Origin of the sequence: Bradyrhizobium sp. 160 (assembly GCF_023073735.1) — a bacterium.
Classification (GTDB): domain Bacteria; phylum Pseudomonadota; class Alphaproteobacteria; order Rhizobiales; family Xanthobacteraceae; genus Bradyrhizobium.
This window is the reverse complement of the sequence record NZ_JADPKD010000057.1, coordinates 163882-187279: the sequence shown is the minus strand read 5'-3', so window position 1 is coordinate 187279 and position 23398 is coordinate 163882. Positions and strand designations below refer to the sequence as shown.

The window sequence follows — 23398 nt, the reverse complement described above, 5'->3', positions numbered from 1 at the left end:
AACGCGTGAATGGCCGGGACAAGCCCGGGCATGAAGACAGATAAACCTTACGGCGCCACCGGCGTCCCCGCCGGCAACGCAATTCCTTTCTCGCCGGCGATCTGCCGCAACAAGTCCGGCCTGTCGGAGATGATGCCATCGACGCCGAGCTCGATCATCCGCGCCATGTCGTCGGGCTTGTTGACCGTCCACACCACGACGCGCAATCCAAGTCCCCGGGCCTCCGAGATGAGCGCCCCGGTCACATCGCCCAAATAAGGCGACCAGACCGCGCCACCCGCGGCCTTGATCGTCCGCGGCAGCGAGCCGCCGTGATCCGCAGGACTGAAGCCCGCCGTCCAGTTGGTGGCTTTGTCGAGCGCCACCGTCTGGCCTGACCCGCGCTGGAGCGTGAGGTACACGGTTGGTATTTTCGGTGCTTGCTGCTGCACGAGCTGTAACGTTCTCCAGTCGAACGACTGGATCATGACACGCTCGGAAAACTGTTCGGCCTCGATCAGACTGAGCAGCCTGGTGACGAAACCCTGCGGGTCGAGCGTTTCGTCCGGATGGTTCGGATCGATCTTGGTTTCGATGTTGAAGCGCACGCGCATGTTGCCGGACTTGCGCACCAGCGCGAACAGCTCGCTCAAGGTGGGAATGCGTGTCCCCGGTATGGCCCGCTGATCGGGAAATTGCTTCGCGTACGCACTGTCCGGCCGGATCCGGCCGACGTCGTAGGTCCTGACCTCGTCAAGCCGGAGTTTCACGAACGGGATGCCGGGCGGAGTGATCTAGGCCCCGTCGGGGCCGCGCGTGAGATCCGGATTGAGCCCGCGCTCATGCGAGACGACGACTTCGCCGTCGGCAGTCACGCCGACATCGAGTTCGAGCGTGTCTACGCCCATCGACAGCGCGTTGGCGAAGGCCGGCAGGGTGTTTTCCGGCAGCAGCGCCCGCCCGCCGCGATGCGCCTCGAGGTCGAATCCCATGGCCGGTCCCGCTAGCAAAGCCCAGAGCACAGGCAGAATGGTCGTGGCACGTGACGGCATGGTGCCTCGGTCGGGGAGGGAACGCGATAGCGTCAGTTCTGATAGTAATAGCCGCGCGGCTGATAAACCTGCCGGGGCTGCTGCTGATAATAGTAGCCCTGCTGGCCATAGCCCTGGTCGTAGGTTGGCTGCGGCAGTTGCTGATAAGCCTGCGTGCCATAGGGGCGCGTGATCGGGCGCGGTGCCGGGTAGCGCGCGCCGGTATCGCTGCCGTCGGCGGGATAGATGTAATTGTCGTCCTGCGGCATGTAGCGGCGCGAGGCTTGCGCCGGCGGTGTGAGATTTACGGGATCGCCGGCCGCGCTGTATTGCTCTTCGGGTGGCTGCTGCGGAGCGCGCGCGACCGCGGTGGGATTGCGGCCGCGCGGATTGCGCGCCAGTGCCACCTGTGCCGAGCCGGTCAACGTCACCGTGGTGTTGAGCACGCCCTGTTGCTGCACCAAGGCGTAGAGCGTCGAGGCATTCTGACGCGACAGCCGCACGCAGCCATGCGAAGCCGGCGAGCCGAGCCGGCCGACCGAGTCGGTGCCGTGGATGGCGTGCCCCACCTTGGTGAAGAAGATCGCGTGCGGCATCGGCGCGTCGTCGAATTCCTTGGAATAGTGATCCTCTTCCATGCGGAAGGCGCGGAACGCGCCGTTCGGCGTCTCGCGCGAGGGGATGCCGGTCGACACCGGCCAGTGATAGCGCGCGACGCCGTCGACGGCGACGGTCATCTGCTGATTGTCCTTGTCGATGGTGATCTCGACCTTGGCGTGCGCGGCGCCCGCGCTCAAAAGCATCAGGGATGTGAAAGCAATCAAAAATGTACGCATCTGACTTCCGGCCTCCGGCCTGTTCACGCTAGGCGCCGCGGCTCTCCGTCCCCGGCGTGCATTATGCCTGTCATTCGGCGTTGGTTCCAGTGGCCTGCCTGCCCATCGTTAACGTCATGCCTGATGTAAGCAAGGCCACTTTGTGCCGCACGGGGCCGGCAGCGCTGACATTTTCGCGAGCCGGACGTGCATTCACAACGCCGGCAAAGGGGCGATTGGTAACTCACCTCGTCATTCCGGAGCGCCACGCAGTGGCGAACCCGGTATCTATTCATCGACCAACTCTGCTGCACGATGGATTCCGGCTCGTGCTTCGCACGCCCGGAATGACGGCAGGCTCAATTCTTCAGCCGATACCCCGTGCGGAAAATCCACCAGATCACGATCAGGCAGGCCACCAGGAATGCCAGCGTCATGCCGACGCTGACGGACACGCTGACATCCGCGATCTCGTAGAAGCTCCAGCGGAAGCCCGAGATCAGATAGACGACCGGGTTGAGCAGCGCCACCGTGCGCCAGCCGGCCGGCAGCATGTCGATGGAGTAGAAGCTGCCGCCGAGGAAGGTCAGCGGCGTCACCACCAGCATCGGGATCATCTGCAGCTTCTCGAAGCCGTCGGCCCAGATGCCGATGATGAAACCGAACAGGCTGAACGTCACCGCCGTCAGCACCAGGAAGGCCAGCATCCAGACCGGATGGTGAATATGCAATGGAACGAACAGCCCGGCGGTGGCGAGGATGATCAGGCCGAGGATAATCGACTTGGTCGCGGCGGCGCCGACATAGCCGAGCACGATCTCGAAATAGGAGATTGGCGCCGACAGGATTTCATAGATCGTTCCGGTAAATTTCGGGAAGTAGATGCCGAATGAGGCATTCGCGATGCTCTGCGTCAGCACCGAGAGCATGATCAGGCCCGGCACGATGAAGGTGCCATAGCTGACGCCCTCGACCTGACTGATGCGCGAGCCGATCGCGGCGCCGAACACCACGAAATAGAGCGAGGTCGAGACCACCGGCGAGACGATGCTTTGCAGCAGCGTGCGCCAGGTGCGCGCCATTTCGAACAGGTAGATGGCGCGGATGGCGCGGTGATTCATGACGTCCTCACGAGATCGACGAAGATGTCCTCGAGCGACGATTGCGTCGTGTCGAGATCGTTGAAGCGGATGCCCGCGGTGCGGAGGTCGCTGAGCAGGCTGGTGATGCCGGTGCGATCACCCTTGGTGTCGTAGTCGTAGACCAGCGTCGCGCCGGAATCGCACAGGTCGAGCTTATAATGGCTGAGGCTCTGCGGCAGCGCGTCGAGCTTGCCCTGCAAATGCAGCGTCAGCCGCTTCTTGCCGAGCTTCTGCATCAAGGTCGTTTTGTCCTCGACCAGCACGATCTCGCCCTTGTTGATGACGCCGATGCGGTCGGCCATCTCCTCGGCTTCCTCGATGTAGTGCGTGGTGAGGATGATGGTGACGCCGGACTGCTGAAGGCCGCGCACGACCTCCCACATGCCCTTGCGCAGCTCGACGTCGACGCCGGCGGTGGGCTCGTCCAGGAACAGGATCTGCGGCTCGTGCGACAGTGCTTTGGCGATCATCACGCGGCGCTTCATGCCGCCGGAGAGCGTGATGATCTTGTTGTCCTTCTTGTCCCATAGCGAGAGATCCTTGAGGACCTTCTCGATGTGACCAGGATTCTTCGGCTTGCCGAACAGGCCGCGGGAGAAGCTCACGGTCGCCCACACGCTCTCGAACGCGTCGGTGTGCAATTCCTGCGGCACGAGGCCGATCAGCGAGCGCGCCTTGCGGTAGGAGGTCTGGATGTTCTCGCCGCCGACGAGAACGTTGCCCTCGCTCGGGTTGGCGATGCCGCAAATGATCGAGATTAGCGTGGTCTTGCCGGCGCCGTTGGGGCCGAGCAGCGCAAAGATCTCGCCGCGCTTGATGTCGAGATTGACGTTCTTGAGCGCCTTGAAGCCGGACCCATAGGTTTTCGACAGATTGGCGACGGAAATGATAGGGGACATGATGGCCGCAAGGCTGAGGGCAAAGGCTGGGGAGGGAGGCTGGAACCCGTCCCGGGAGGGCGGGCCAGCGGAGCCATGAGATAGGAACGCCGTTGCCGGGTCGCAATTGCTCAGAGAAAAATGGTCTCAAAACAGGCCCTTCGGTGGCAGGTTTCAGGCGAGTGTTGCGCGATGGTCACGGAGCGCGGCTAAGATTGTCGCTCACGCGGCTCTTTGTTGCGTCTGCGAGCAGGCCGTGGCTACGATTCCGACCAATCGCGAAGCGTATCGTCCCCAGGGAAAACATCGATGAGACCGAACGGCCGTCACACCGCCGGCGCCAGCCAGTTGTCCGCCCTCCGCATATGGGCGATGGGCCTGCTTCTGCTGTCAGCTGTTGCCATAAGCCCGACCGGCGCCAAGGCCGCGCCGAGCCAGGCAGCGGCAGCGACCACGCATGTCTACCTGCTTCGTGGCGTGCTCAACATCTTCTCGCTCGGGCTCGACACGATTGGCGCCCGGCTCCAGGCGCAGGGCATCCCGGTGACCGTCGCCAACTTCGTCTCGTGGTCCTCGCTCGCCGATGAAGCGGCGATCGCCTACAAGGCCGGCCGCCTCAAGACCATCATCCTGGTCGGCCATTCCTCGGGCGCGACCGCGCTGCCGGACATGATCGCCAAGCTGAACCAGCTCGGCGTTCCCGTGAAGCTCGCGATAGGCCTCGACTCCGTGTTCAAGACCAAGCTCTCGACCGGCGCCGAGCGCTACATCAACATCTATATCGGCGATGGTCCCGGCGAGCCGGTGCGGGCCGCGGCTGGCCTGCGGGGCAAGCTCGACAATGTCGATGTTCGCGGCACCGGTGTTGGCCACATCTCGATCGACAAGAACGAGGCGATCCAGCGCCGCGTCATCGCGGAAATCAACGCCGCGATCATGCGCTCGCGCGCCCCGGCTGTGCCGGTTGCGGAGCCCGGTGTGCCGCGGTCAGCGCGCTCGGCGGCGGCAACGGCTCCGGCCAGGAACTAGGCCGCCATCACCCGCACCGGCATGCTCGCAAGGCCGCGCAGCGAATTGTTGAGCCTGCGCCTCGGCTCTGCCGTGAGCTCGATGGTCTTCACGCGCCTTGCGAGCTCGCTTAAGATCAATTCGCCTTCCAGACGCGCGATCATCTGGCCGACGCAGGCGTGGATGCCGGCGCCGAAGGCGACATGGCCCGTCGCAACCCGCTCGACGTCGAAGCGGTCGGCTCTGTCCCAGCGTGCGGGATCGCGGTTGGTGGAAGCCATGAACAGCAGCACCTTGCGATGCGCCGGGATCACGCCGCCGCCGCAAGGCGGAGCAGCGCATGCTGCTCGACCTCTTGAACCGGATTCTGCCGCTTTAGCGTCTCGCGACGCCGGCCTGAGGCCGATCGTCGCAAAGCCTGTCATCTCCCGCGGATACGCGGCAGCTCGATAGAATTTGCGAGGGGGGCAGCCGGTTCCCGTGCCCCAAAATCCACCCAATCGGTGGTCACTAAGCCCGGCAGGGAGGCTGTTGCCTTCCGTGGTGGGACTGGTGGACTGATGATTCATTTGAGGCGACTAGTCGCGCTGGCCGCGGTTGCGCTGCTCGCCATGAGCAGCGGCATGGCCGCGGCCTCACCGGCCAAGTCCAAGGCCACCGCGGCCGTCCCCGCCGCGCCGCCGCCGCCCCCGTTCGAGCCATTGCCGCCGCCGAGGGTCTACCTGTTCCGCGGCGCCATGGGCCCGATCTTCTCGACCGGCATGGACCGGCTCGGCGAGAAACTGACCCAGGCCGGCTTCTCGGCCGATGTCTATGAATTCACCCTGTGCCGGCTGATCGGCAACCGTGTCATCGCCAGCTACAAGGAGAAGGCGGCACCGATCGTGCTGGTCGGCCATTCCATGGGCGGGCTGTGCTCGATCGTCATCTCCGAGATGGCGGCGAAGGAGAACGTCCCGATCAGCCTTGTCATCGCCATCGATCCCGCGCATGCGACCGGCGACGTCCCGCTCAATGTCGAACGCTTCATCAACATCTTCCTGTCCGACAGCGTGCTGGGCGGCGGCGACGTCGTGGCGGTGCCCGGTTTTCGCGGCCATTACGCGAGCTATGATCTGAAGGAAAACGCGCGCGTCTCGCACATCAACATCGAGAAGTCCGACGACATCCATCGCCAGATCGTCGAGATGGTGACGCAGTTGCCGCGCATCCCACCGCAGGCCCAGGCTGACGCCGTGCCGCTGCGCTATCTCGTGCCCGGCGATGCACTGGTCGAGTTGTGGGATAGCGGAGTTCGGCTGCCGATTCGTCGCGGCGACACCATGGAGAGCATCGCCGCTGCCAACCGCGTGCCGCTGTGGTCGCTCGCGCAGAGCAATTCATTGCCGGAGAACGCGCAGCTCGTCCCGGGCCAGACCATCATCGTTCCGCGCCACCTCACCCCTCCGGCGCCGGCCGCCGCGATGGCGACGCCGCCGGCGGCTCCCGCGGGGCGGAGGTAGAGCGCATCATCGCTGCGAAAGCAGCATTCATTGAGCGTCCGGCTGTTCCGCAAATTCGTCACGCCCGGGCTCGTCCCGGGCATCCACGTTCTTGGTGCCGCACGAAAGGTCGTGGATGGCCGAGGACAAGCTCGGCCATCACGGAGAGTGGCGATCAGACGTTCGACCCGTGGATCGCATCGATCACGGCATCCGTCACTTCCTTCGTCGTCGCCTTGCCGCCGACATCGGGCGTCAGCACGCCGGCTGCGCAGACGCGCTCGACGGCGGCCATCAGCCGGCTCGCCGCATCCTTCTCGCCGAGATGCTCGAGCATCTGCGCGCCGGTCCAAAACGTTGCGACCGGATTGGCGATGCCCTTGCCGGTGATGTCGAAGGCGGAACCGTGGATCGGCTCGAACATCGAGGGGAAGCGGCGCTGCGGATCGATGTTGCCGGTCGGCGCCACGCCGAGACTGCCCGCCAGTGCGCCGGCGAGATCCGAGAGGATGTCGGCATGCAGATTGGTCGCCACGATCGTGTCGAGGCTCTTCGGATGCAGCGTCATGCGCACCGTCATGGCATCGACCAGCATCTTGTCCCAGCTGACGTCGGGAAAATCAGCGGCGACCTCGGCCGCGATCTCGTCCCACATCACCATGCCATGGCGCTGCGCGTTCGACTTGGTCACGACCGTGAGCAGCTTGCGCGGGCGCGATCGCGCGAGCTCAAATGCATAGCGCATGATCCGGGTGACGCCGACGCGGGTGAAGACCGCGACTTCGGTGCCGACCTCTTCCGGCAGGCCCCTGTGGGCGCGGCCCCCCATGCCGGCATATTCGCCTTCCGAATTCTCGCGCACGATCACCCAGTCGAGATCGCCGACGCCGACATTGCGCAGCGGCGAGGCGACGCCCGGCAGGATTTTTGTCGGCCGCACGTTGGCGTATTGGTCAAAGCCCTGGCAGATCGGCAGGCGCAGCCCCCACAGCGTGATGTGATCAGGCACGTCGGGCGCACCGACCGCGCCGAAATAGATCGCATCGAATTTTTTCAGCTCGGTAAGCCCATCGGCCGGCATCATCACGCCGTGCTTCTTGTAATAGTCCGAGCCCCAGTCGAACGTTTTGACGTTGAAGCCGAGGTCGCCGCTGCGTTTTGCCAGAGCCTCCAGCACGCGGATTCCGGCGGAGATGACTTCGGGACCGATCCCGTCCGCGGGGATGGCTGCGATCGAATGGGTGCGCATGAGATGCTCCGTATCGGTGGGATTGCGGCGGCGGATCACAGTCCAGGCCGGGGACTGGCAAGGCGAGCTCAATTCGCACTGGCTTATACAGAAAACGATACGCTATGACATCAATCCAGCCAGAAAGTGGGATGCGATGACCGAACACAAGGCTTCGAGCGATTTGCGGATTGCCATCGCGGGATTGGGCTCGATCGGCACCAAGATCGCATCTGCATTGGATCAAGGTATCGAGGGACTGACACTGTCGGCGGTCGCGGTGCGAGATCCCGTCAAGCATCGAGCGTTTCTCAATGGCCTGCGGCGCGCACCATCCGTGCTGTCGATGGATCAGCTCGGCGATGCCGCCGACATCGTGGTGGAATGTGCACCGAGCCGGCATCTGCGCGAGATCGTCGAGCCCGCGGTCAGGCGCGGCAAGGCCGCGCTCGTGGTCAGCGTCGGCGGGCTGCTCGACAATTTCGATCTCGTCGATGTCGCCCGCGCCAATGGCGGCCGCATCATCGTGCCGACCGGCGCGCTGATCGGGCTCGACGCCGTCAACGCGGCCGCAATCGGCACCATTCATTCGGTGAAGATGGTGACGCGCAAGCCGATCGACGGCTTGAAGGGCGCGCCGTTCATCCTCGAAAACAACATCCATATCGACAAGCTGCGCGAGCCGCTCAAGCTGTTCGAAGGCACCGCGCGCGAGGCCGCAAAGGGTTTCCCGGCCAATCTCAACGTCGCGGTCGCGCTGTCGCTTGCCGGCGTCGGGCCGGATCGCACCCAAGTGCAGATCTGGGCCGACCCGACCGTGACGCGCAACGTTCACCGCATCGAGGTCGAGGCAGATTCCGCACGCTTCTCGATGGGAATCGAGAACATCCCGTCCGAAAATCCCAAGACCGGGTTGATCACGGCGCTGTCGGTGATCGCGCTGCTGCGCAAGCAGCGCGCTACGCTCTGCGTTGGGACGTGATCCTCTAAGCGCCCGTCACGCGCCAGATCACGTTGCCGACGTCGTCGGCCATCAATAGCGACTTGTCGGGGCCGATCGCGACGCCGACCGGGCGGCCGTAGGATTCCTTCTCATCGGGCGCGAGGAAGCCCGAGAGGATGTCGCGCGCGGGGCCGGAGGGACGACCGTTCTCGAACGGGATGAACACCACCTTGTAGCCGGACAGCTTGCTGCGATTCCACGAGCCGTGCTGACCGATCACCATGCCGTCGGGGAAGCCGGGCAGGGTGCCCGCGGGCATCCAGCACAGGCCGAGCGAAGCGGTGTGGCCGCCGAGCGCATAGTCCGGTTGCAGCGCCTTTGCGACCATCGCCGGGTCCTGCGGCACGCGGTCGTCCACCGTCTTGCCCCAGTAGCAATAGGGCCAGCCATAGAAACCGCCGTCGCGCACCGAGGTCAGATAGTCCGGCGGTGTCTCGTCGCCGAGCCCATCGCGCTCGTTGACGACAGTCCAGAGCACGCCCGTCGTGGGCTCCCAAGCCAGGCCAACCGGATTGCGCAGGCCGGCAGCAAAAATGCGATGCGTGCCGGCGGCGAGGTCGAGCTCATAGATCGCGGCGCGGCCTTGTTCGACCTCCATCCCCATCTCGGCGATGTTGCTGAGCGAGCCGACGCCGGCATAGAGCTTCTTGCCGTCGGGGCTCGCAAGCAGGCTACGGGTCCAGTGGCCGCCCGGCTTGAAATTGGTGAGCCTTTTGCCCGGCGCAGTGATGCGATCGGCGCCCGCGACATAGGGAAACGCCATCACGCCGTCGGTGTTGCCGACATAGAAGGTGTCGCCGACCAGCGCCATGCCGAACGGCTGGCTGAGGTTTTCCATGAAGGCGCCGCGAATCTCCGCAACGCCGTCACCGTCCCTGTCGCGCAGCAGCGTGATGCGGTTGGCGGAAACGCCGAGCGCGGCGGCGCGCCGCATCGTCGCTTGCATCGCGTAGTGAAACACGGTGCGCGGAGGGCTGGCGATCTGCGTCGCTTCCGCGATCAGCACATCGCCGTTGGGCAGCACCTCGATCCAGCGCGGATGATCGAGGCCGGTCGCGAACGCATTGACCTGGAGCCCGGGCGCGACGGACGGCTTCTGGCCCGCGCTCCAGCCGCGTGCGGTCGGCATCTTGAGCGTCGGGATCGTGCCTTGCGGCTTGGCCTCGGGGATCGCAGGCTTCTCTCCCCAGGCGGGTGCGGGCTCGGTGCCCGATAGCTTCCGCCATTGCAGCGCGATGCCGCCGAGGAGCGCAACGAACTGCGCAAAGATGCCTGAAAACGTCATGAGAAGCCCCTGTTTGCGCGCGCATCCAACTGGCTGGCGGGTCGGACGTCAACCTGTGCGGGGCGTCGTCAGGGTCTATTCCATTGGAATGGCAGCCGATCGAATTTGCATGGGACGAGCGCCGACGGGCTATGCGCCAAGATCAGCGGCCGATCTGCCGCTCGAGCCGCCGTGCCGCGCGAAAATCATCGAGATGATGGATGTTCGGCGCAAGCGCGGCCTCCTTGGACAGGAGGTGATAGACCCGCGCCACCGTGCGCTGCTTCCGCTTCGGCCGGCCGGGCGGCAACGCCCGCGCCTTACGGACGGCGGCAATCGCGTGCTCGCGAAAATAATCGTAGGCATCCGACATGGCGATGCTCTGCGGCTAGTTGCAGGCGTCGTGGGGTAACCGGGGCAGGGAGCGGTGGTTCCTCATAACAGGCAGGGTTGATGCGGTCCCACGCACTGCTTCCCCAGCGTCGTCCTGGAGATAGCCAAGCTTTCGTCAGGACGACGTCGGACGATATGCGGCTGGTTACGTCACCGCGGCGACAGGAACGGAATGATCATCGGCACGCGGCGGCAATAGGCGCCGTAGGCGTCTTCGCCCAGTTCCTTCGACAGGAACACCTCTTCCATCCGGCCCTTCTGCCACATGCCGAGCGAGATCAGGATGGCGCCGACGATTGCGGTGACGGTGCCGACCGCGATGCCGGTCGCCAGCATGCCCGCGATCAGGCCGGTATAGATCGGGTGGCGCACGATGCCGTAGGGGCCCGTGTCGACGACGCGATGATCTTCCTTATGGGTGATGGTGTTGGACCAGAACTTGCCGAGATGCAGCCGCCCCCACCAGGTGAAGGAGATGCCGGCGAGCACGATCAGGGCCGTGATGTAGACGCCGATGTTGCTGAAGACCCAGAGCGGCTTCTCGTTCAGCACTTCGGCCGTCCACGGCGTGAACAGGATGCCGCCGACCAGGATCGGGATTCGATAGCGGCCGGATTCCAGCGTCATCACCTGCTTCTGGGTGCGGCCTTGCCAGAACGAGGCCCCGACCCAGCTTACGAGCCAGGCGAGCCAGATCAGGGCGAGCAGTTGCGTCGGCCAGGTCGTGGTCCAACCACCCCAGGCGACAGAGAGAAGCTTGCTGAAATCGAAGGACATGAAGGTTCTTTGCGTTGGGCGGAAAGCTCAGCTCGCGCGCGAGGAGAGCGCGTGATGCTCGAGCGCGCCGGAGGCCGACTGACCGTTGCGGGCGAGAAGATGGGTGATGGTTTCGCGCAGCACAGGCTCGATCGGACGCGGCGAATAGCCGAGCTCGGTGCGCGCCTTGCCGATCGAGAGGTCGCTCGCGGCCAGCGCAATGCGCACACCCTCGGCAGTGCCGTTGGGCGGCCGGCGCGTGATGCGATCGGCGATGTATTCGAGCATGACCGCGGAGAGCTCGGCGATCCTGCCGGGCACGACGATTGGAAACTGCCGCCGGCCGCTCATCGCCGACATCATCCGCAGGATGTTGCCGAGCGGAACGCAGTCGCCGCCCAGAATGTAGCGCTGGCCAACCCGGCCGCGTTCCATGCTTAGCACGAGGCCCATCGCGACGTCGCGGACGTCGACGAGGTTGACCAGGAAGTTGAGATGCGGCTGCACCTTCTTTTGGAGGAAGTACCACAGCATCGCCGTCGGCGGCGTCAGATTGTGGTCGGCGGCACCGATCGGCATGGTCGGCGTGCCGATCACGAGCGGAAAGCCACTTGCTGCGGCCTTCGCGGCACAATGCTCGGCGAGCGACTTCGAGCGCGTATAGGCGCCGGGCATCGCATCGGCAGGCTGCAGCGCCTCTTCGGCGGGAACACCGTTGAGGTCGGAATAGGGGAACAGGATCGATTCGGTCGAGCAGTGCAGGAAGCGCGACACGCCGCGCTTGATTGCGGCCGCGAGCACGATTTCTGTGCCGCGGCAATTGACCTCGTGAAAGTCCTGCTTGTTGGCGACCCACATGCCGGGGAGGCCGGCGAGGTGATAGACCTGATCGGCGCCTGCCAGCGCGGCATCGACCGCATCGCGGTCCAGCACCGAGCCATGGGCATATTCAACGTCCGCGTGCGCCGCGGCCGGCGGACGGACATCGAGGACACGCACCCGCTGCCCGCGGGCGCGGAGCGCTTCTACGAGATGATGTCCGATGAAGCCGCTGCCACCGGTAACCAGTACGAGAGCCATGAAGACGGTTTGCTGTTTCGCTTCTGGAAGTTATCGGGTCGAAAGGGAATTGGCCGGAAGAGGCGCCAGAATCGCGGCAAGGTCGCGACGGAAGCCTAATGCAATGAATAATTTCGCCATGACAAACATCGGTCCAAGCAGTAAATGCGTGGGGTGGTCGACCATCGACGGCTGCCGTTCCTCGAAAACCTTGTGACCGACGATTTGCGCTGCGACGCCAATGCCGATCAGCACGGCAAAAATCGACCACATCATGGCGAGCGAGACCTGATTGCCGATTGCGGTTGCGACCGAAAGCAGCACGATCATCGCGACCAGGATGGCGAACCCGATCCCGGCGTCCAGCATCAGCCAGTAGACCAGCACGGGCAGCGCCATGATTACCGCCAGGCTGACCTCGATCCCGAAGACGGAGACATGCACGAGGGTCAGCGGCAGCACGGCGCCGGTGAACAGCAGCAGGATGCCGACCACGTGCATCGCGCAGTTCCAGGGATCGCGATGATATTCGACGTAGTCGGCCAGTTGGCGTTGAAAATAGCCAGCCATCTCGCTCTCGTTCAGCACAGGCTCGGGGAAGGACGAAAAAAGCCTATAGCACCTGACCGGGCGGTGCACAAACCGGCCCTATTGTCGCGCGAAACCGTGCTGTTGCGCTGTGAGACAGATCACAAAATGGTCAAAACTTCAAAGGGTTCCGTTGGACGCTGGGATGCACGCGCTCAGCGTTTCTTGGCGGGCTTTTTCGCCGCAGGCGCAGGTGCCGCAGCAGGGTGCGCAGGCTCTTCCGGCAACCTGGCATAGGTCAGGATCTGCAACTGGCCGTTGACGGCGGATGTCGGCTTGGCCCGGTCGAGAAGTTGCTCTTCACCGAGGCCGATCGGATGCAGCCGTTTGGTCGAGATCTTGAACGTGTTCACCAGCACGTCGCGGATCGCATCTGCCCGGCGCTGGCTCAGGATCGCGTTCGCCTCGCGCGTCTTCGAATTGGACTCGACATGGCCGACGATCAGGAAAGTGTAGGGGAGCAGCGAGGAATGCACCAACGCGTCTGCGATGCGGCCCACCGTCTGGTAAGACGCCGGCTGGATGATCGGCGTGTCGGCGTCGAACTGAATCTGTGCGTTGAAGGCGGGCAGCTTGGCAAGGTCGGGCGCGATCAACGGCCGGTTCACCGGACCGGGATCATTCTTGATCCTGGCCTTGGCGCGCTCCATCACCTGCTGCTTCAGCGCGGGAAGATCGACCTCGGCGGCTTCCTCGAAATGGTTGAGCTTGCCGACGATGTCGTCGCGGGTCGGTGCTGCCGTCTGCGCGCCGGCCGCGCTCGCGAGCAGGACGAAGCCCAGCGCGATGCCTAGTCCGGCGGTGGCGAGCCCCTTCGCGCGCATCAGCGATACCCCGCGTCGTCGATGGCCTTCAGACAATTGTTGCTGATGCCCTTGGGGGTCGAGGCCAGGCAGGGGATCGACTTGCTGGTCTCCCTGGTCGAGCCGCCGCAGACCTTGACGATCTCGCGCTGGCAGGCGTTCGCCACCGTGACGCGCGCGGCAACGCGTTTCTGGATGGCGTCGAAGACGCCGAGATAGTCGCTCTGGCACTGCGGCGACAGCACGTCGCGGTTGCGCGACAGGCACTCCTTCAGGCGGGTCGAGTCCGGATTGACGCCGCGGCAATTGGCGACGATTTCCGCGCCGCAGCTCGCCGCCAGCTTGCCGATCGCATCGCCAAAGCTCATGGTCTCCGCCGCTGCGAGCGACGGCAATCCCAATGCAAGCACGATCAATGTGATGGAGCCCCGGACCATGGGCTTCATCTGATACGGGGAAGTTCGTGATGGTCAAGGGGCGAGCGGAAGAAAGGCGGCGGCGTAACACCGCTGCAACAGGGGACGGGCGCTCACGCCCGCTGCACAAAGCTGTCCACGACCTTCTTCTCGCCGGCCTTGTCGAAGGCGATGGTGAGCTTGTTGCCGTCGATCTTGGTGACGCGGCCGTAGCCGAATTTCTGGTGGAAGACGCGGTCTTCCAGCGAGAATTCGGACGTCGTGCCGGTGGATTTGGCGACCAGCTCGCCCTCGATGGTCAGGGGCCCGCGGCGGCGCGAGGAGAAGCTGCCGAAATCGGGCGAGGACGAAGACGAGAACGAGGCGGCCTCTTCCTCGAAACCGCCGCTGCCGCCGCCGGTGCGGCCGCCGCCGCGATTGCGGTTGGCCTGCGCTCGCTGCCAGCCCGGCGTCGAATAGCTGGAGCCGAACGCCTCCATGTCGTCAAAGCGCGAGGCGCCATAGCCGCCGGTGCCGCCCCAGGCCGAGCCGCCCTTGGATTCCGTGATCTCGACATTGGCCGCCGGCAATTCGTCGAGAAAGCGCGACGGGATCGTGGTCGACCAGGTGCCATGGATGCGCCGGTTGGTCGCAAAATAGATCATGGCACGGCGGCGGGCGCGGGTCAGGCCGACATGGCCGAGCCGGCGCTCTTCCTCGAGGCCGGCGCGGCCCTGCTCGTCCAGCGTGCGCTGGCTCGGAAACAGGCCTTCCTCCCAGCCGGGCAGGAAGACGTTATCAAATTCGAGCCCTTTGGCCGAATGCAGCGTCATCAGCGACACGGCGTCGTCCTCGGCGCCGCCGTCGCGGTCCATCACCAGCGAGATATGCTCGAGGAATCCTTGCAGGTTCTCGAACTCCTCCATCGAGCGCACGAGTTCTTTCAGGTTCTCCAGCCGGCCCGCGGCATCGGCCGAACGGTCCTTCTGCCACATCTCGGTGTAGCCGCTCTCGTCGAGCACGATCTGGGCGAGGTCCGTATGCGCGGTGACCTCGCGCTGGGCGCGCCAGCGGTCGAACTGCGTGATGAGATCGCGAAGCGAGCCGCGCGCCTTCGGCTTCAGCTCGTCGGTCTCGACCACCGCGCGGGCCGCTTCGAACAGCGGGATGCGGCGCTTGCGGGCGTGATCGTGCAGCATCTGCACGGTGGCGTCGCCAAGGCCGCGCTTGGGCGTATTGACGATGCGCTCGAAGGCGAGGTCGTCGGCCGGCGAATTGATGACACGCAAGTAAGCCAGCGCGTCGCGGATTTCGGCGCGCTCGTAGAAGCGCGGCCCGCCGATGACGCGATAGGGCAGGCCGAGCGTGACGAAGCGGTCTTCAAACTCGCGCATCTGGTATGAGGCGCGCACCAGGATTGCGATCTCGTTCAGCTTCTCGCCCTGGCGCTGCAGCTGCTCGATCTCCTCGCCGATGCCGCGCGCTTCCTCTTCGGAATCCCACGAGCCCGTCACCGTGACTTTTTCGCCGTCCTGGTCCTCAGTGCGCAGCGTTTTGCCGAGTCGGCCTTCGTTATGCGCGATCAAATGCGAGGCGGCGGCGAGGATGTGGCCGGTCGAGCGGTAGTTGCGCTCGAGGCGGATGACCTTGGCGCCCGGAAAATCGTGCTCGAAGCGCAGGATGTTGTCGACCTCGGCGCCGCGCCAGCCATAGATCGACTGGTCGTCGTCGCCGACGCAGCAGATGTTTTTGGTGGGGCCTGCAGCCGCCAGCGTCATTCCGGGATGCGCCGAAGGAGCAGACCCGGAATCTCGAGCTGAGGATTCATCTCCAGATTCCGGGTTCGCGTCTTCGACGCGCTCCGGAATGACGGCTTTGGTTGATGCCGGCGCCTGCGACAGCAGCCGCAGCCACAGATATTGCGCGACGTTGGTGTCTTGGTACTCGTCGACCAGGATGAATTTGAAGCGCTGCTGGTACTGCCGCAGGATGTCCGGATGCTCGCGGAAGATGCGGATGTTTTCCAACAGCAGGTCGCCGAAATCGGCGGCGTTCAATATCTTCAGCCGCTCCTGGTAGCTTGCATAGAGCTTGCCGCCTTTGCCGTTGGCAAAGACAGCGGCCTCGCCCGAGGGCACCTGCGACGGCATCAGGCCACGGTTCTTCCAGCCGTCGATCAGCCCGGCGAGCATGCGCGCCGGCCAGCGCTTGTCGTCGATGTTCTCGGCTTGCAGGAGCTGCTTGAGCAGCCGGACCTGGTCGTCGACGTCGAGCACGGTGAAGTTCGACTTGAGCTGCGCCAGCTCGGCATGGACGCGCAGGATGCGGCCGCCGATCGAGTGGAAGGTGCCGAGCCACGGCATGCCCTCGACCGCGTGGCCCAGCATCTGGCCGAGCCGGTGCTTCATCTCGCGCGCGGCCTTGTTGGTGAAGGTCACCGACAGGATCTCGGCGGGGCGGGCGCGGCCCTGGCTCAGGATGTGGGCGATGCGCGTGGTCAGGACGCGCGTCTTGCCTGTGCCGGCGCCGGCCAGCACCAGAACCGGGCCGTCCAGTGTCTCGACCGCCTCGCGCTGCTCCGGATTGAGCCCGGACAGATATTTCGGGCCCACGGAGGCCCGCGCACGCGCGGCAATGCCGCCGGCTGCGGGCTGGTGGTCGGGAACGTTGGTGATCTTGCTCGGCTCGGTCATGCGAATCATTGGCCCCACGATCGCACCGCGGGGTGGCGGAAGGGAGCCTTCTTAACAGGGATTAGTCCCTATATGGGGCGATGGACAGGGTTTTCCACGTGCGCGGCGGGCCGATTTGTTCCCGCGAAGGCAGCGAATTTCGCTCCTGCGTGGGCCGGAACCATCGTTCTCGCGTCGAGATTGTCTGGGCAGGCGGCGCGGCCAGCCGCGCCAGACGCAAGACGGACATCAAGACGAGGGTTTGACCATGCTTGGCTGGGTTGTGACGTTTCTGGTTATCGCACTGATCGCGGGTATCCTGGGCTTCGGCGGCATCGCCGGCGCCTCGATCGAGATCGCCAAGATCATCTTCTTCATCGCGGTCGTCCTGTTCCTGGTCTCGGCCGTGGTCGGCTTGGCGCGCGGCCGCAACAGGATATAGCGGCTACCGCTTCGCGGGCATCGCCACGCTACGGCCGATGCCCACGGGGCGGGGCAGGGTGCTGTGCGCCTTTGTGACCGCGGCGATGCGCGCCCGGATATCGGGCGGAAATGGCGCAACGCGCCGCGCCTTCATGTCCATGTGCAGCGACATGTTCTCGGAAGTTGCCGACAGCCAGCCTTCGCTTGCATGACGCATCTCCTCAAAGGTGTGCAGCCGCTTGTCGTCGGCCTCCAGCAGCCACACGAAGATCTGTACGGGATCGCCGAGGTGGATCTCGCGCAGATACCGCACATGGCATTCGGCGGTGAAAGTCGAACCGCCTCGCTCCTTCATGTAAGCCGGCCCGATCCCGAGCTCGAGCCAGAGTTGGTCGATCGCGCGGTCGAACATCACGTTGTAATAGGCCATGTTGAGATGGCCGTTGTAGTCGATCCATTGCGGCTCGATCTGCATGATCGCGGCGCGGAATGGCTCGGCTTGTGGCGCTGAGGCGGCAGTCTCCGGCATATGTCCTTCCCTAGTCATGCGTCCGGTCCCTTGACTTGACCGATTTTATGTCCTTTGCCACGGTCCTTCTGTCGGGAGGAATTCCGTGGGCACGACCATCACCAATAATCCGCCGCGGCCGGAGCCGAAAGCCCTCACAAGCGCGCTGGAACAGCTTGCCGCACGCTTCGGCAACCGCCTCATCACCTCGCAGGCCGTTCGCGAACAGCACGGCCATACCACGACGTGGATTCCGAACCAGCCGCCTGACGGCGTGGTGATGGCGCAGGAGACCGCCGACATCCAGGACGTGGTGCGGATCTGCGCCAAAAATCGCGTCCCTGTCATTCCCTTTGGTACCGGCACCTCGCTCGAGGGCCAGGTCAACGCGCCCGCCGGCGGCATCTCGATCGACCTGCGCGACATGAACAAGGTGCTCGCGGTGCATGCCGAGGACCTCGACTGCGTGATCCAGCCCGGCGTCACCCGCAAGGCGCTCAACGAGCATCTGCGCGACCAGGGCCTGTTCTTCCCGATCGACCCCGGCGCGGATGCTTCGCTCGGCGGCATGGCCTCGACGCGCGCTTCAGGCACCAATGCGGTGCGCTACGGCACCATGCGCGACAGCGTGCTGGCCTTGAAGGTGGTGCGCGGCGACGGCGAGATCATCACCACAGGCACGCGCGCCAAGAAATCATCCGCCGGCTACGACCTCACCCATCTGTTCGTCGGCGCCGAAGGCACGCTCGGCATCATCTCGGAATTGACCATTCGCCTGCGCGGTATCCCCGAGACGATCGCGGCGGGTGCGGTGTCATTCGAAACCGTGCACGGCGCCTGTCAAGCCGTGATCCTGGCGATCCAGACCGGCATTCCCGTGGCGCGCATCGAGCTGCTCAATGCCGCGCAGGTCAAGGCCTGCAATGCCTATTCGAAGCTGACGCTGCCGGAGACGCCGCTTTTGCTGATGGAATTCCACGGCAGCGAAATCGAGGTCGCCGAGCAGTCCAAGGCCTTCGGCGAGATTGCGAAGGAGTGCGGCGGCGGCGAGTTCTCCTGGACCACAAAGCCAGAGGACCGCACCAAATTGTGGCAGGCGCGGCATGATGCCTATTGGTCGGTGAAGGCGCTGCGGCCCGGCGACAGCATCGGCGTCGTTGCGACCGACGTCTGCGTGCCGATCTCGCGCCTCGCCGACTGCGTCAGCGAAACCGAGGAGGATCTCAAGCGGCTCAACCTGCTGTCGCCGATCGTCGGTCATGTCGGCGACGGCAATTTCCATTGCTCGCTGGTCTGCGACGTCAACGATCCCGACGAGATGGCGCGCGGCGAGGAGTTCATGCATCGCCTGGTCGAGCGCGCGCAGGCGATGGACGGCACCTGCACCGGCGAGCACGGCATCGGCCAAGGCAAGCAGAAATATCTCAAGGCCGAGCTCGGTCCCGAAGCGCTGGATGCGATGCGGGCGCTGAAAAAGGCGCTCGATCCGCTCGATATTTTCAATCCCGGCAAGATCGTGCCGGAGGCCTAGGGCGCGCAGCCAGAACCGGGAACTTTCGGCAACGTTGCCGGTTCCATTCCCGCCAAGTTCCGGTGCCTCAATGGCAGGGCTTTGCGCGGGAGGGCGTGATGATGCGATCGGTCGTTGGAATTGCCGCGGTGGCGTTTGCCTGCATGCTGGCAGGCGCGGCGCTGGCGAAGGGCGGACATGGCGGTGGCCATGGTGGCGGGCACGGAGGCGGGCACGGCGGCGGGCACGGCGGTGGTCATCATGGTGGCGGCCATTTCCGCGGCCACGGCGGGCACGCGCACGGCGGCGGGCATCACCGCGGGATGCGGTTCGCAACAGGCACCCGGCGCGGCAGCCCCAATTTCGGTCACATCCGCAACGCGGCGATACGGCCCGCGAACTTCCGCAATGCGCTCAACTCAAGCACATTTCGGAACGGCCGGCTGATCAGCAATCCAGTGGCGCGTGCGCAGATCGCGACCGCGGCCGCACTGGCCGGCTGGAGCGGCGCAAGCAGCGGATGGTGGCAGCATGCGGGTGGCGGCTATGGCTGGGTCGGACCGCTGTTCTGGCCCTTCGCCTACAATGATGTCTACGACTACACGATCTGGGGCGACGGTCTCGGCTTCTGGGGCTACGGTTATCCGGACATTTATGCCGGCATTTTTGGCCCCTACGGTTATGATCGGTTGTCGGCCTATCTGCCGCAGCAGCCGCAGGGACGACGGCGGGCGCGCAGCGCGCCGCTCGATCAGCTCTGCGGCAGCGACCGCCGTGCCATCGTCGGTCTGCCGATCGATCAGATTGCAGCGGCGGTGCAGCCGAGCGATGCGCAAGGCGCCGATCTCGATGCGCTCGGCAATGCCTCGATGGACGCTGCAGCGCTGATCCGCACATCCTGTCCGACGCAGGCCGCAGCGACGGCGCCCGGCCGGCTCGCTGCAATGCAGCAGCGTGTCGAAGCCATGCAGAAGGCCGTCGATCTGGTCCAGCCTGCGCTCGACAAGTTCTATGGTTCGCTGACTGACGAGCAGAAGGCGCGCTTCAATGCGCTGGCCGGCGACCAGCGGCGCGCGACCGCATCGAACGATGCGAGTGGATCGCCGGTGCAGAATTGCAGCGCGTCCTCCGCGTTCGATTGGCCCGGCGCCACGATCGAGGAGAGGATTCGTCCGAACGATACCCAGCGCGCGGCCCTCCAGGTGCTCCAGGATACCAGCGCCAAGGTCAGTGCATCGCTCAAGGCAGCCTGCGAGCCCAATGACGTGATGACACCGCCGGCACGCATGTCCGCAATCCGCCAGCGCCTCGGCGTGATGCTGGATGGGATCAAGTCGGTGCGCGCGGCGCTCGATGATTTCTACGCCACGCTCAATGACGAGCAGAAGGCGCAGTTCGAGGCCATCGGCCCGCGCCGCATGTCCTGAACGCGACGACGCCGTGCGCCGCATCGTCCGGTGCTGTTGCAGTAGATCCGGCTTGCGCCACATGGGCGCGAGCCGGATCTCTGTTTGTGCCGGGCCGGCTCAGTATCTGCGGTAATCGCCGCGATAATGATCTCCACCGCGGCCGCCCATTCCCATGCCGATTCCGATACCGATGCCTTGCATCACCGCGCCGGGCGCCGGTCCCGGGGGCGGCGCACGCTCGTAGACGACCTCTTCGGGCGGCGGCCGGCGCTTCGGCGGCGTCTCGACCACCTTGCGCTTCGGCGGCGTGTCGTCGACGCGCTTCTTGATGCTGGGCGCGACGCTCGGATTGACCGGCGTTGCTGGCGGCGACGGTGTCGAGCATGGGCAGGTCGGCGCCATTGCGACGGCGACCGGGGCTGGCGCCGCAGCGCCGGCAACGGGCTGGCCATAATTGCGGTTCTGGACGCGAAGCAGCAGCCTGCGCGCGGTCGCAGCTAAGTCGCTGTTGTCCCAGTTCGCAAGATAAGCTTCGAACGAGGCGCGGGTATTGATCGAGACCGCGCGCTCCCAGGCCAGCATCTGCCGCCGCCGCTCCAGCACCGTGCGCAGGCGCGGCGTCTGAGCGTCCTCTGCGTACAGCTCGATATAGGCCTGATAGGCCGGCACCGTATCCTCGGTGATCACGAGCTCATAGGCGACCTTGGCGGGCTTGCCCTGCAAATCCTTGCGCCAGTCCTCGACGCTGCGCGTGGCGCTGGCGAGCGCCATCGAATTTGCGCCTGGAAGGGAAGGCGGCTGGTCGTTGCTCTCGCCGAAGAACTTGAAATCAGTGGTCAACGACGAGCTTTCCCAGGGGATCTGCCGCCCGTCGGTCGATTGCGCCACGGCGACGCGGATGCGCTTGAACACCTCTTCGATCGGCAGATTGGGCTGCTTGGCGATGGTCAGCGCGGCGGCGGTATAGGGGCTGTCGATGCCGTTGCCGTCCTCGGCTTCGGCGCCGGGCGAAGTCGAATAGGAGATGAAGGAGCCGGGCGCGCCGGCCTTGGTGTCGACGATCGCAAGCCCATGACCGGCGCCGCTGAGCGCGGGGAACGGATTGTTGCGGCAGGCATCGAGCATGAAGATGCGCGCCCGCGTCGGCAGCGCGCCGAGCGTATTGAGCAGGTCGTTCAGCCGCACGCCCTGGAGCGGAATGTCGGCCTCGCGCTTGGGGTCGAGATCGACCGGCACCAGATAGTTCTCGCCGTCGATTTGCAGGCCATGGCCGGCATAGAACACCAGAGCTACGGTGTCGGCGCCGCTGGCGCTGACCTTGCCGGCAAAATCCGAGATCGTCGCACGCATCTCGCTCTGCGCCAGATTGGCTGCCGTGGTGACGGTGAAGCCGGCATTACCGAGCAGCGCCGTCATGCCCTTGGCGTCGTTGGCGGCGTTGGGCAGTTCCGGGACGGTGCGATAGGCGGATTGGCCGATCACCAGCGCGAGCCGTGCCTCGGCGGCAGCGACGTTCGCCGTCATCAACTGTGCGAGCGCAAAAAAACCGGATGCTAGAAGCAAATTGGAAAAGACTGGACGGCGCATGGGCGTCACCTCCATCGGCGCGACGATGTCACCTTTTCTACGTTTGCGCCATCATGCTGTCTGTGCGCTGGATCACGCAGCGGGCCGCGGCAAAATGGGGCAGGGGACCTGCCGGGAGGAGAGCATCGTTCGTTCGCTATCCATGTCAATTGCGCATTGATCCATGCGCCAATTAGATCAATCCGTGGCACCGCACGAAACCCTCGTCCTCACACATCGGGCGCAAGCCGATCCTCATCGATAATCCCGGATAACCTCGACGTTTTCACGATCGGCCCATGCTGCCGCCAGTCACCGCGCGCCGCCCTGCCGCGACTGGCGCTAGCCTTGCCTGCTTCGTCGCTTTGGCCATACAGTCTGCGCAACAGGCTGCGGCAACGACCGCAGCGAACAAGAATAATCGGGGAGAAGCCGCACCATGACCATCGTGCCCGTGAACCGTCGCGCGTTCATCAAGTCATCGGCGGCGGTCACCGCCGGCCTCGTGCTCTCTCCCGCGATCATCGGCCGCGCCGAAGCTGCCACGCTGAAACTGAAATGCTCGTCCTCGCTGCCGAACGATCCCAAATACGCCAACGGCCGCGTCTACTACGACAATCTGGTCAAGAGCCTGAAGGCGAACGGCCTCGGTGAGCAGATCGAGGTCGCCTTCTTTCCAGACAACCAGCTCGGCCAGGAGATCGACGTCATCAATTCGGTGAAGCTCGGCGTCATCGACCTCATGGTGTCGGGCTCGTCGATCTCGGCCAATCTCGTGCCGCTGGTCGGCACCTTCGACCTCGGCTTTCTCTTCTCGAGTTTTCCGCAGCAGACCAAGGCGTTCGACGCCGGCGCCGCCAAGCCGATCGAGGATGCGCTGCTCAAGGGTGGCAACATCCGCATCATCGCCTGGGCCTATAATTTCGGCTCGCGCAGCGTGCTGGCGAGGAAGCCGGTCAAGACGCCCGAAGATCTCGCGGGGCTGAAGATCAGGACGCTGCCCAATCCGGTCATCACCGAATGCCTGCGCCTGATGGGTGCCGCCGCAACGCCGCTGGCATTCGGCGAGATCTACACGGCATTGCAGGCCGGCGTGCTGGACGGGCTGGAGCATGATCCGCCGACCATCCTGGCCAGCAAATTCTTCGAAACGGCGAAGTTCTATGCACTGACGCAGCACAATTTCTCGCCGCTCGCGATCTATTTCAGCGACATGACCTACAACCGCATGGATCCGAAGCTGCGCGAGGGCTTCCTCGATGCCGCGAAGAAGGCCGCGGCCGACACGCGCACCCATGGGCTTGCGGTTGAGAAGGAGGCGTTAGCGGCGTTGACGGAGAAGGGCGTGACGGTCGCCGAATGCGACCGTGAAGCGTTCAGGAAACGCGTGGCGCCGCAGACCGAGAACTTCATCAAGGCGCGGCCGGAATCCAAGGCCGTTATCGATATCATCCGCGCGACGCAAGCCTGAGATGGCCAAATCTGAG

Annotated in this window: 22 protein-coding genes and 1 pseudogene; 7 read left to right on the top strand and 16 right to left on the bottom strand. The window is 64.8% G+C overall.

The annotated features are described in order from the left end of the window. Nucleotides 1-47 precede the first annotated feature (47 nt). From IVA98_RS23720 to IVA98_RS23705, 4 genes and pseudogenes are all read right to left on the bottom strand, one after another. Nucleotides 48-1031 (bottom strand): annotated as a pseudogene (locus tag IVA98_RS23720) (glycerophosphodiester phosphodiesterase). A 32-nt stretch (nucleotides 1032-1063) separates the two neighbouring features. After that, nucleotides 1064-1846 (bottom strand): L,D-transpeptidase, encoded by a 783-nt coding sequence (locus IVA98_RS23715; protein ID WP_247306704.1) that lies wholly within the window; start codon nucleotides 1844-1846, stop codon nucleotides 1064-1066. A 338-nt stretch (nucleotides 1847-2184) separates the two neighbouring features. Beyond that, the gene (locus IVA98_RS23710; protein ID WP_247278486.1) at nucleotides 2185-2946 is read right to left on the bottom strand and encodes an ABC transporter permease; all 762 of its coding nucleotides are present in this window, start codon (nucleotides 2944-2946) and stop codon (nucleotides 2185-2187) included. Next, nucleotides 2943-3866, bottom strand: a complete 924-nt coding sequence (locus IVA98_RS23705) for an ABC transporter ATP-binding protein (protein WP_247306702.1) — start codon at nucleotides 3864-3866, stop codon at nucleotides 2943-2945. Before IVA98_RS23705 ends, IVA98_RS23710 begins: the two co-directional genes overlap by 4 nt. A 288-nt stretch (nucleotides 3867-4154) precedes the next feature. On the opposite strand from IVA98_RS23705, the gene IVA98_RS23700 reads away from it, so the two are divergent. Further along, entirely contained in the window at nucleotides 4155-4874 is a 720-nt protein-coding gene (locus tag IVA98_RS23700) for a hypothetical protein (protein ID WP_247306699.1), read from the top strand. Here IVA98_RS23700 and IVA98_RS37000 read toward each other — a convergent pair. Then, nucleotides 4871-5167, bottom strand: a complete 297-nt coding sequence (locus IVA98_RS37000) for a cytochrome P450 (protein ID WP_247306696.1) — start codon at nucleotides 5165-5167, stop codon at nucleotides 4871-4873. The genes IVA98_RS23700 and IVA98_RS37000 overlap by 4 nt on opposite strands. Nucleotides 5168-5413: 246 nt before the next feature. Between IVA98_RS37000 and IVA98_RS23690 the strand changes: the two genes are divergently transcribed. Continuing rightward, nucleotides 5414-6355 carry a LysM peptidoglycan-binding domain-containing protein gene (locus IVA98_RS23690; RefSeq protein WP_247306693.1) on the top strand — a complete coding sequence of 314 codons (942 nt, stop codon included), beginning with the start codon at nucleotides 5414-5416 and terminating at the stop codon, nucleotides 6353-6355. A 154-nt stretch (nucleotides 6356-6509) separates the two neighbouring features. Here the strand turns inward: IVA98_RS23690 and IVA98_RS23685 are convergent, their stop codons facing one another. Further along, nucleotides 6510-7583, bottom strand: a complete 1074-nt coding sequence (locus tag IVA98_RS23685) for a tartrate dehydrogenase (protein WP_247306689.1) — start codon at nucleotides 7581-7583, stop codon at nucleotides 6510-6512. A 136-nt stretch (nucleotides 7584-7719) separates the two neighbouring features. Here IVA98_RS23685 and IVA98_RS23680 point away from each other — a divergent pair, with 136 nt between their 5' ends. Next, nucleotides 7720-8544 carry an aspartate dehydrogenase gene (locus tag IVA98_RS23680; protein WP_247306687.1) on the top strand — a complete coding sequence of 275 codons (825 nt, stop codon included), beginning with the start codon at nucleotides 7720-7722 and terminating at the stop codon, nucleotides 8542-8544. A 4-nt stretch (nucleotides 8545-8548) separates the two neighbouring features. Here the strand turns inward: IVA98_RS23680 and IVA98_RS23675 are convergent, their stop codons facing one another. From IVA98_RS23675 to IVA98_RS23640, 8 genes are all read right to left on the bottom strand, one after another. After that, nucleotides 8549-9850 carry a PQQ-dependent sugar dehydrogenase gene (locus IVA98_RS23675; RefSeq protein ID WP_247355627.1) on the bottom strand — a complete coding sequence of 434 codons (1302 nt, stop codon included), beginning with the start codon at nucleotides 9848-9850 and terminating at the stop codon, nucleotides 8549-8551. Nucleotides 9851-9992: 142 nt separating this feature from the next. Beyond that, nucleotides 9993-10202 (bottom strand): hypothetical protein, encoded by a 210-nt coding sequence (locus tag IVA98_RS23670; protein ID WP_247306666.1) that lies wholly within the window; start codon nucleotides 10200-10202, stop codon nucleotides 9993-9995. A 170-nt stretch (nucleotides 10203-10372) separates the two neighbouring features. Beyond that, nucleotides 10373-10999, bottom strand: coding sequence for a methyltransferase family protein (locus tag IVA98_RS23665; protein ID WP_247306663.1), 627 nt, complete (start codon nucleotides 10997-10999; stop codon nucleotides 10373-10375). 27 nt (nucleotides 11000-11026) lie between these two features. Beyond that, the gene (locus IVA98_RS23660; protein ID WP_247306662.1) at nucleotides 11027-12058 is read right to left on the bottom strand and encodes an NAD-dependent epimerase/dehydratase family protein; all 1032 of its coding nucleotides are present in this window, start codon (nucleotides 12056-12058) and stop codon (nucleotides 11027-11029) included. A 30-nt stretch (nucleotides 12059-12088) separates the two neighbouring features. Continuing rightward, nucleotides 12089-12607, bottom strand: coding sequence for an Mpo1 family 2-hydroxy fatty acid dioxygenase (locus tag IVA98_RS23655; RefSeq protein WP_247306659.1), 519 nt, complete (start codon nucleotides 12605-12607; stop codon nucleotides 12089-12091). Between the two features lie 173 nt (nucleotides 12608-12780). Beyond that, nucleotides 12781-13449 (bottom strand): OmpA family protein, encoded by a 669-nt coding sequence (locus tag IVA98_RS23650; protein WP_247306658.1) that lies wholly within the window; start codon nucleotides 13447-13449, stop codon nucleotides 12781-12783. Continuing rightward, entirely contained in the window at nucleotides 13449-13865 is a 417-nt protein-coding gene (locus tag IVA98_RS23645) for a hypothetical protein (RefSeq protein ID WP_247306656.1), read from the bottom strand. Before IVA98_RS23645 ends, IVA98_RS23650 begins: the two co-directional genes overlap by 1 nt. Nucleotides 13866-13957: 92 nt before the next feature. Next, the gene (locus tag IVA98_RS23640) at nucleotides 13958-16525 is read right to left on the bottom strand and encodes an ATP-dependent helicase (protein WP_247306636.1); all 2568 of its coding nucleotides are present in this window, start codon (nucleotides 16523-16525) and stop codon (nucleotides 13958-13960) included. Between the two features lie 238 nt (nucleotides 16526-16763). On the opposite strand from IVA98_RS23640, the gene IVA98_RS23635 reads away from it, so the two are divergent. After that, nucleotides 16764-16937 (top strand): DUF1328 domain-containing protein, encoded by a 174-nt coding sequence (locus tag IVA98_RS23635; RefSeq protein ID WP_008556598.1) that lies wholly within the window; start codon nucleotides 16764-16766, stop codon nucleotides 16935-16937. Between the two features lie 3 nt (nucleotides 16938-16940). On the opposite strand, the gene IVA98_RS23630 is transcribed toward IVA98_RS23635, so the two are convergent. After that, on the bottom strand, nucleotides 16941-17447 hold the full coding sequence (locus IVA98_RS23630) for a thioesterase family protein (protein ID WP_247306633.1): 507 nt from the start codon (nucleotides 17445-17447) through the stop codon (nucleotides 16941-16943). A gap of 85 nt (nucleotides 17448-17532) precedes the next feature. Here IVA98_RS23630 and IVA98_RS23625 point away from each other — a divergent pair, with 85 nt between their 5' ends. Then, nucleotides 17533-18957 carry an FAD-binding oxidoreductase gene (locus tag IVA98_RS23625; RefSeq protein ID WP_247306631.1) on the top strand — a complete coding sequence of 475 codons (1425 nt, stop codon included), beginning with the start codon at nucleotides 17533-17535 and terminating at the stop codon, nucleotides 18955-18957. 98 nt (nucleotides 18958-19055) lie between these two features. After that, nucleotides 19056-20363 carry a Spy/CpxP family protein refolding chaperone gene (locus IVA98_RS23620; RefSeq protein ID WP_247306629.1) on the top strand — a complete coding sequence of 436 codons (1308 nt, stop codon included), beginning with the start codon at nucleotides 19056-19058 and terminating at the stop codon, nucleotides 20361-20363. 99 nt (nucleotides 20364-20462) lie between these two features. Here the strand turns inward: IVA98_RS23620 and IVA98_RS23615 are convergent, their stop codons facing one another. Beyond that, nucleotides 20463-21932 (bottom strand): caspase family protein, encoded by a 1470-nt coding sequence (locus IVA98_RS23615; protein WP_247355626.1) that lies wholly within the window; start codon nucleotides 21930-21932, stop codon nucleotides 20463-20465. 418 nt (nucleotides 21933-22350) lie between these two features. Here IVA98_RS23615 and IVA98_RS23610 point away from each other — a divergent pair, with 418 nt between their 5' ends. Further along, nucleotides 22351-23382, top strand: a complete 1032-nt coding sequence (locus tag IVA98_RS23610; protein ID WP_247306625.1) for a TRAP transporter substrate-binding protein — start codon at nucleotides 22351-22353, stop codon at nucleotides 23380-23382. The last annotated feature ends 16 nt before the right edge of the window (nucleotides 23383-23398 follow it).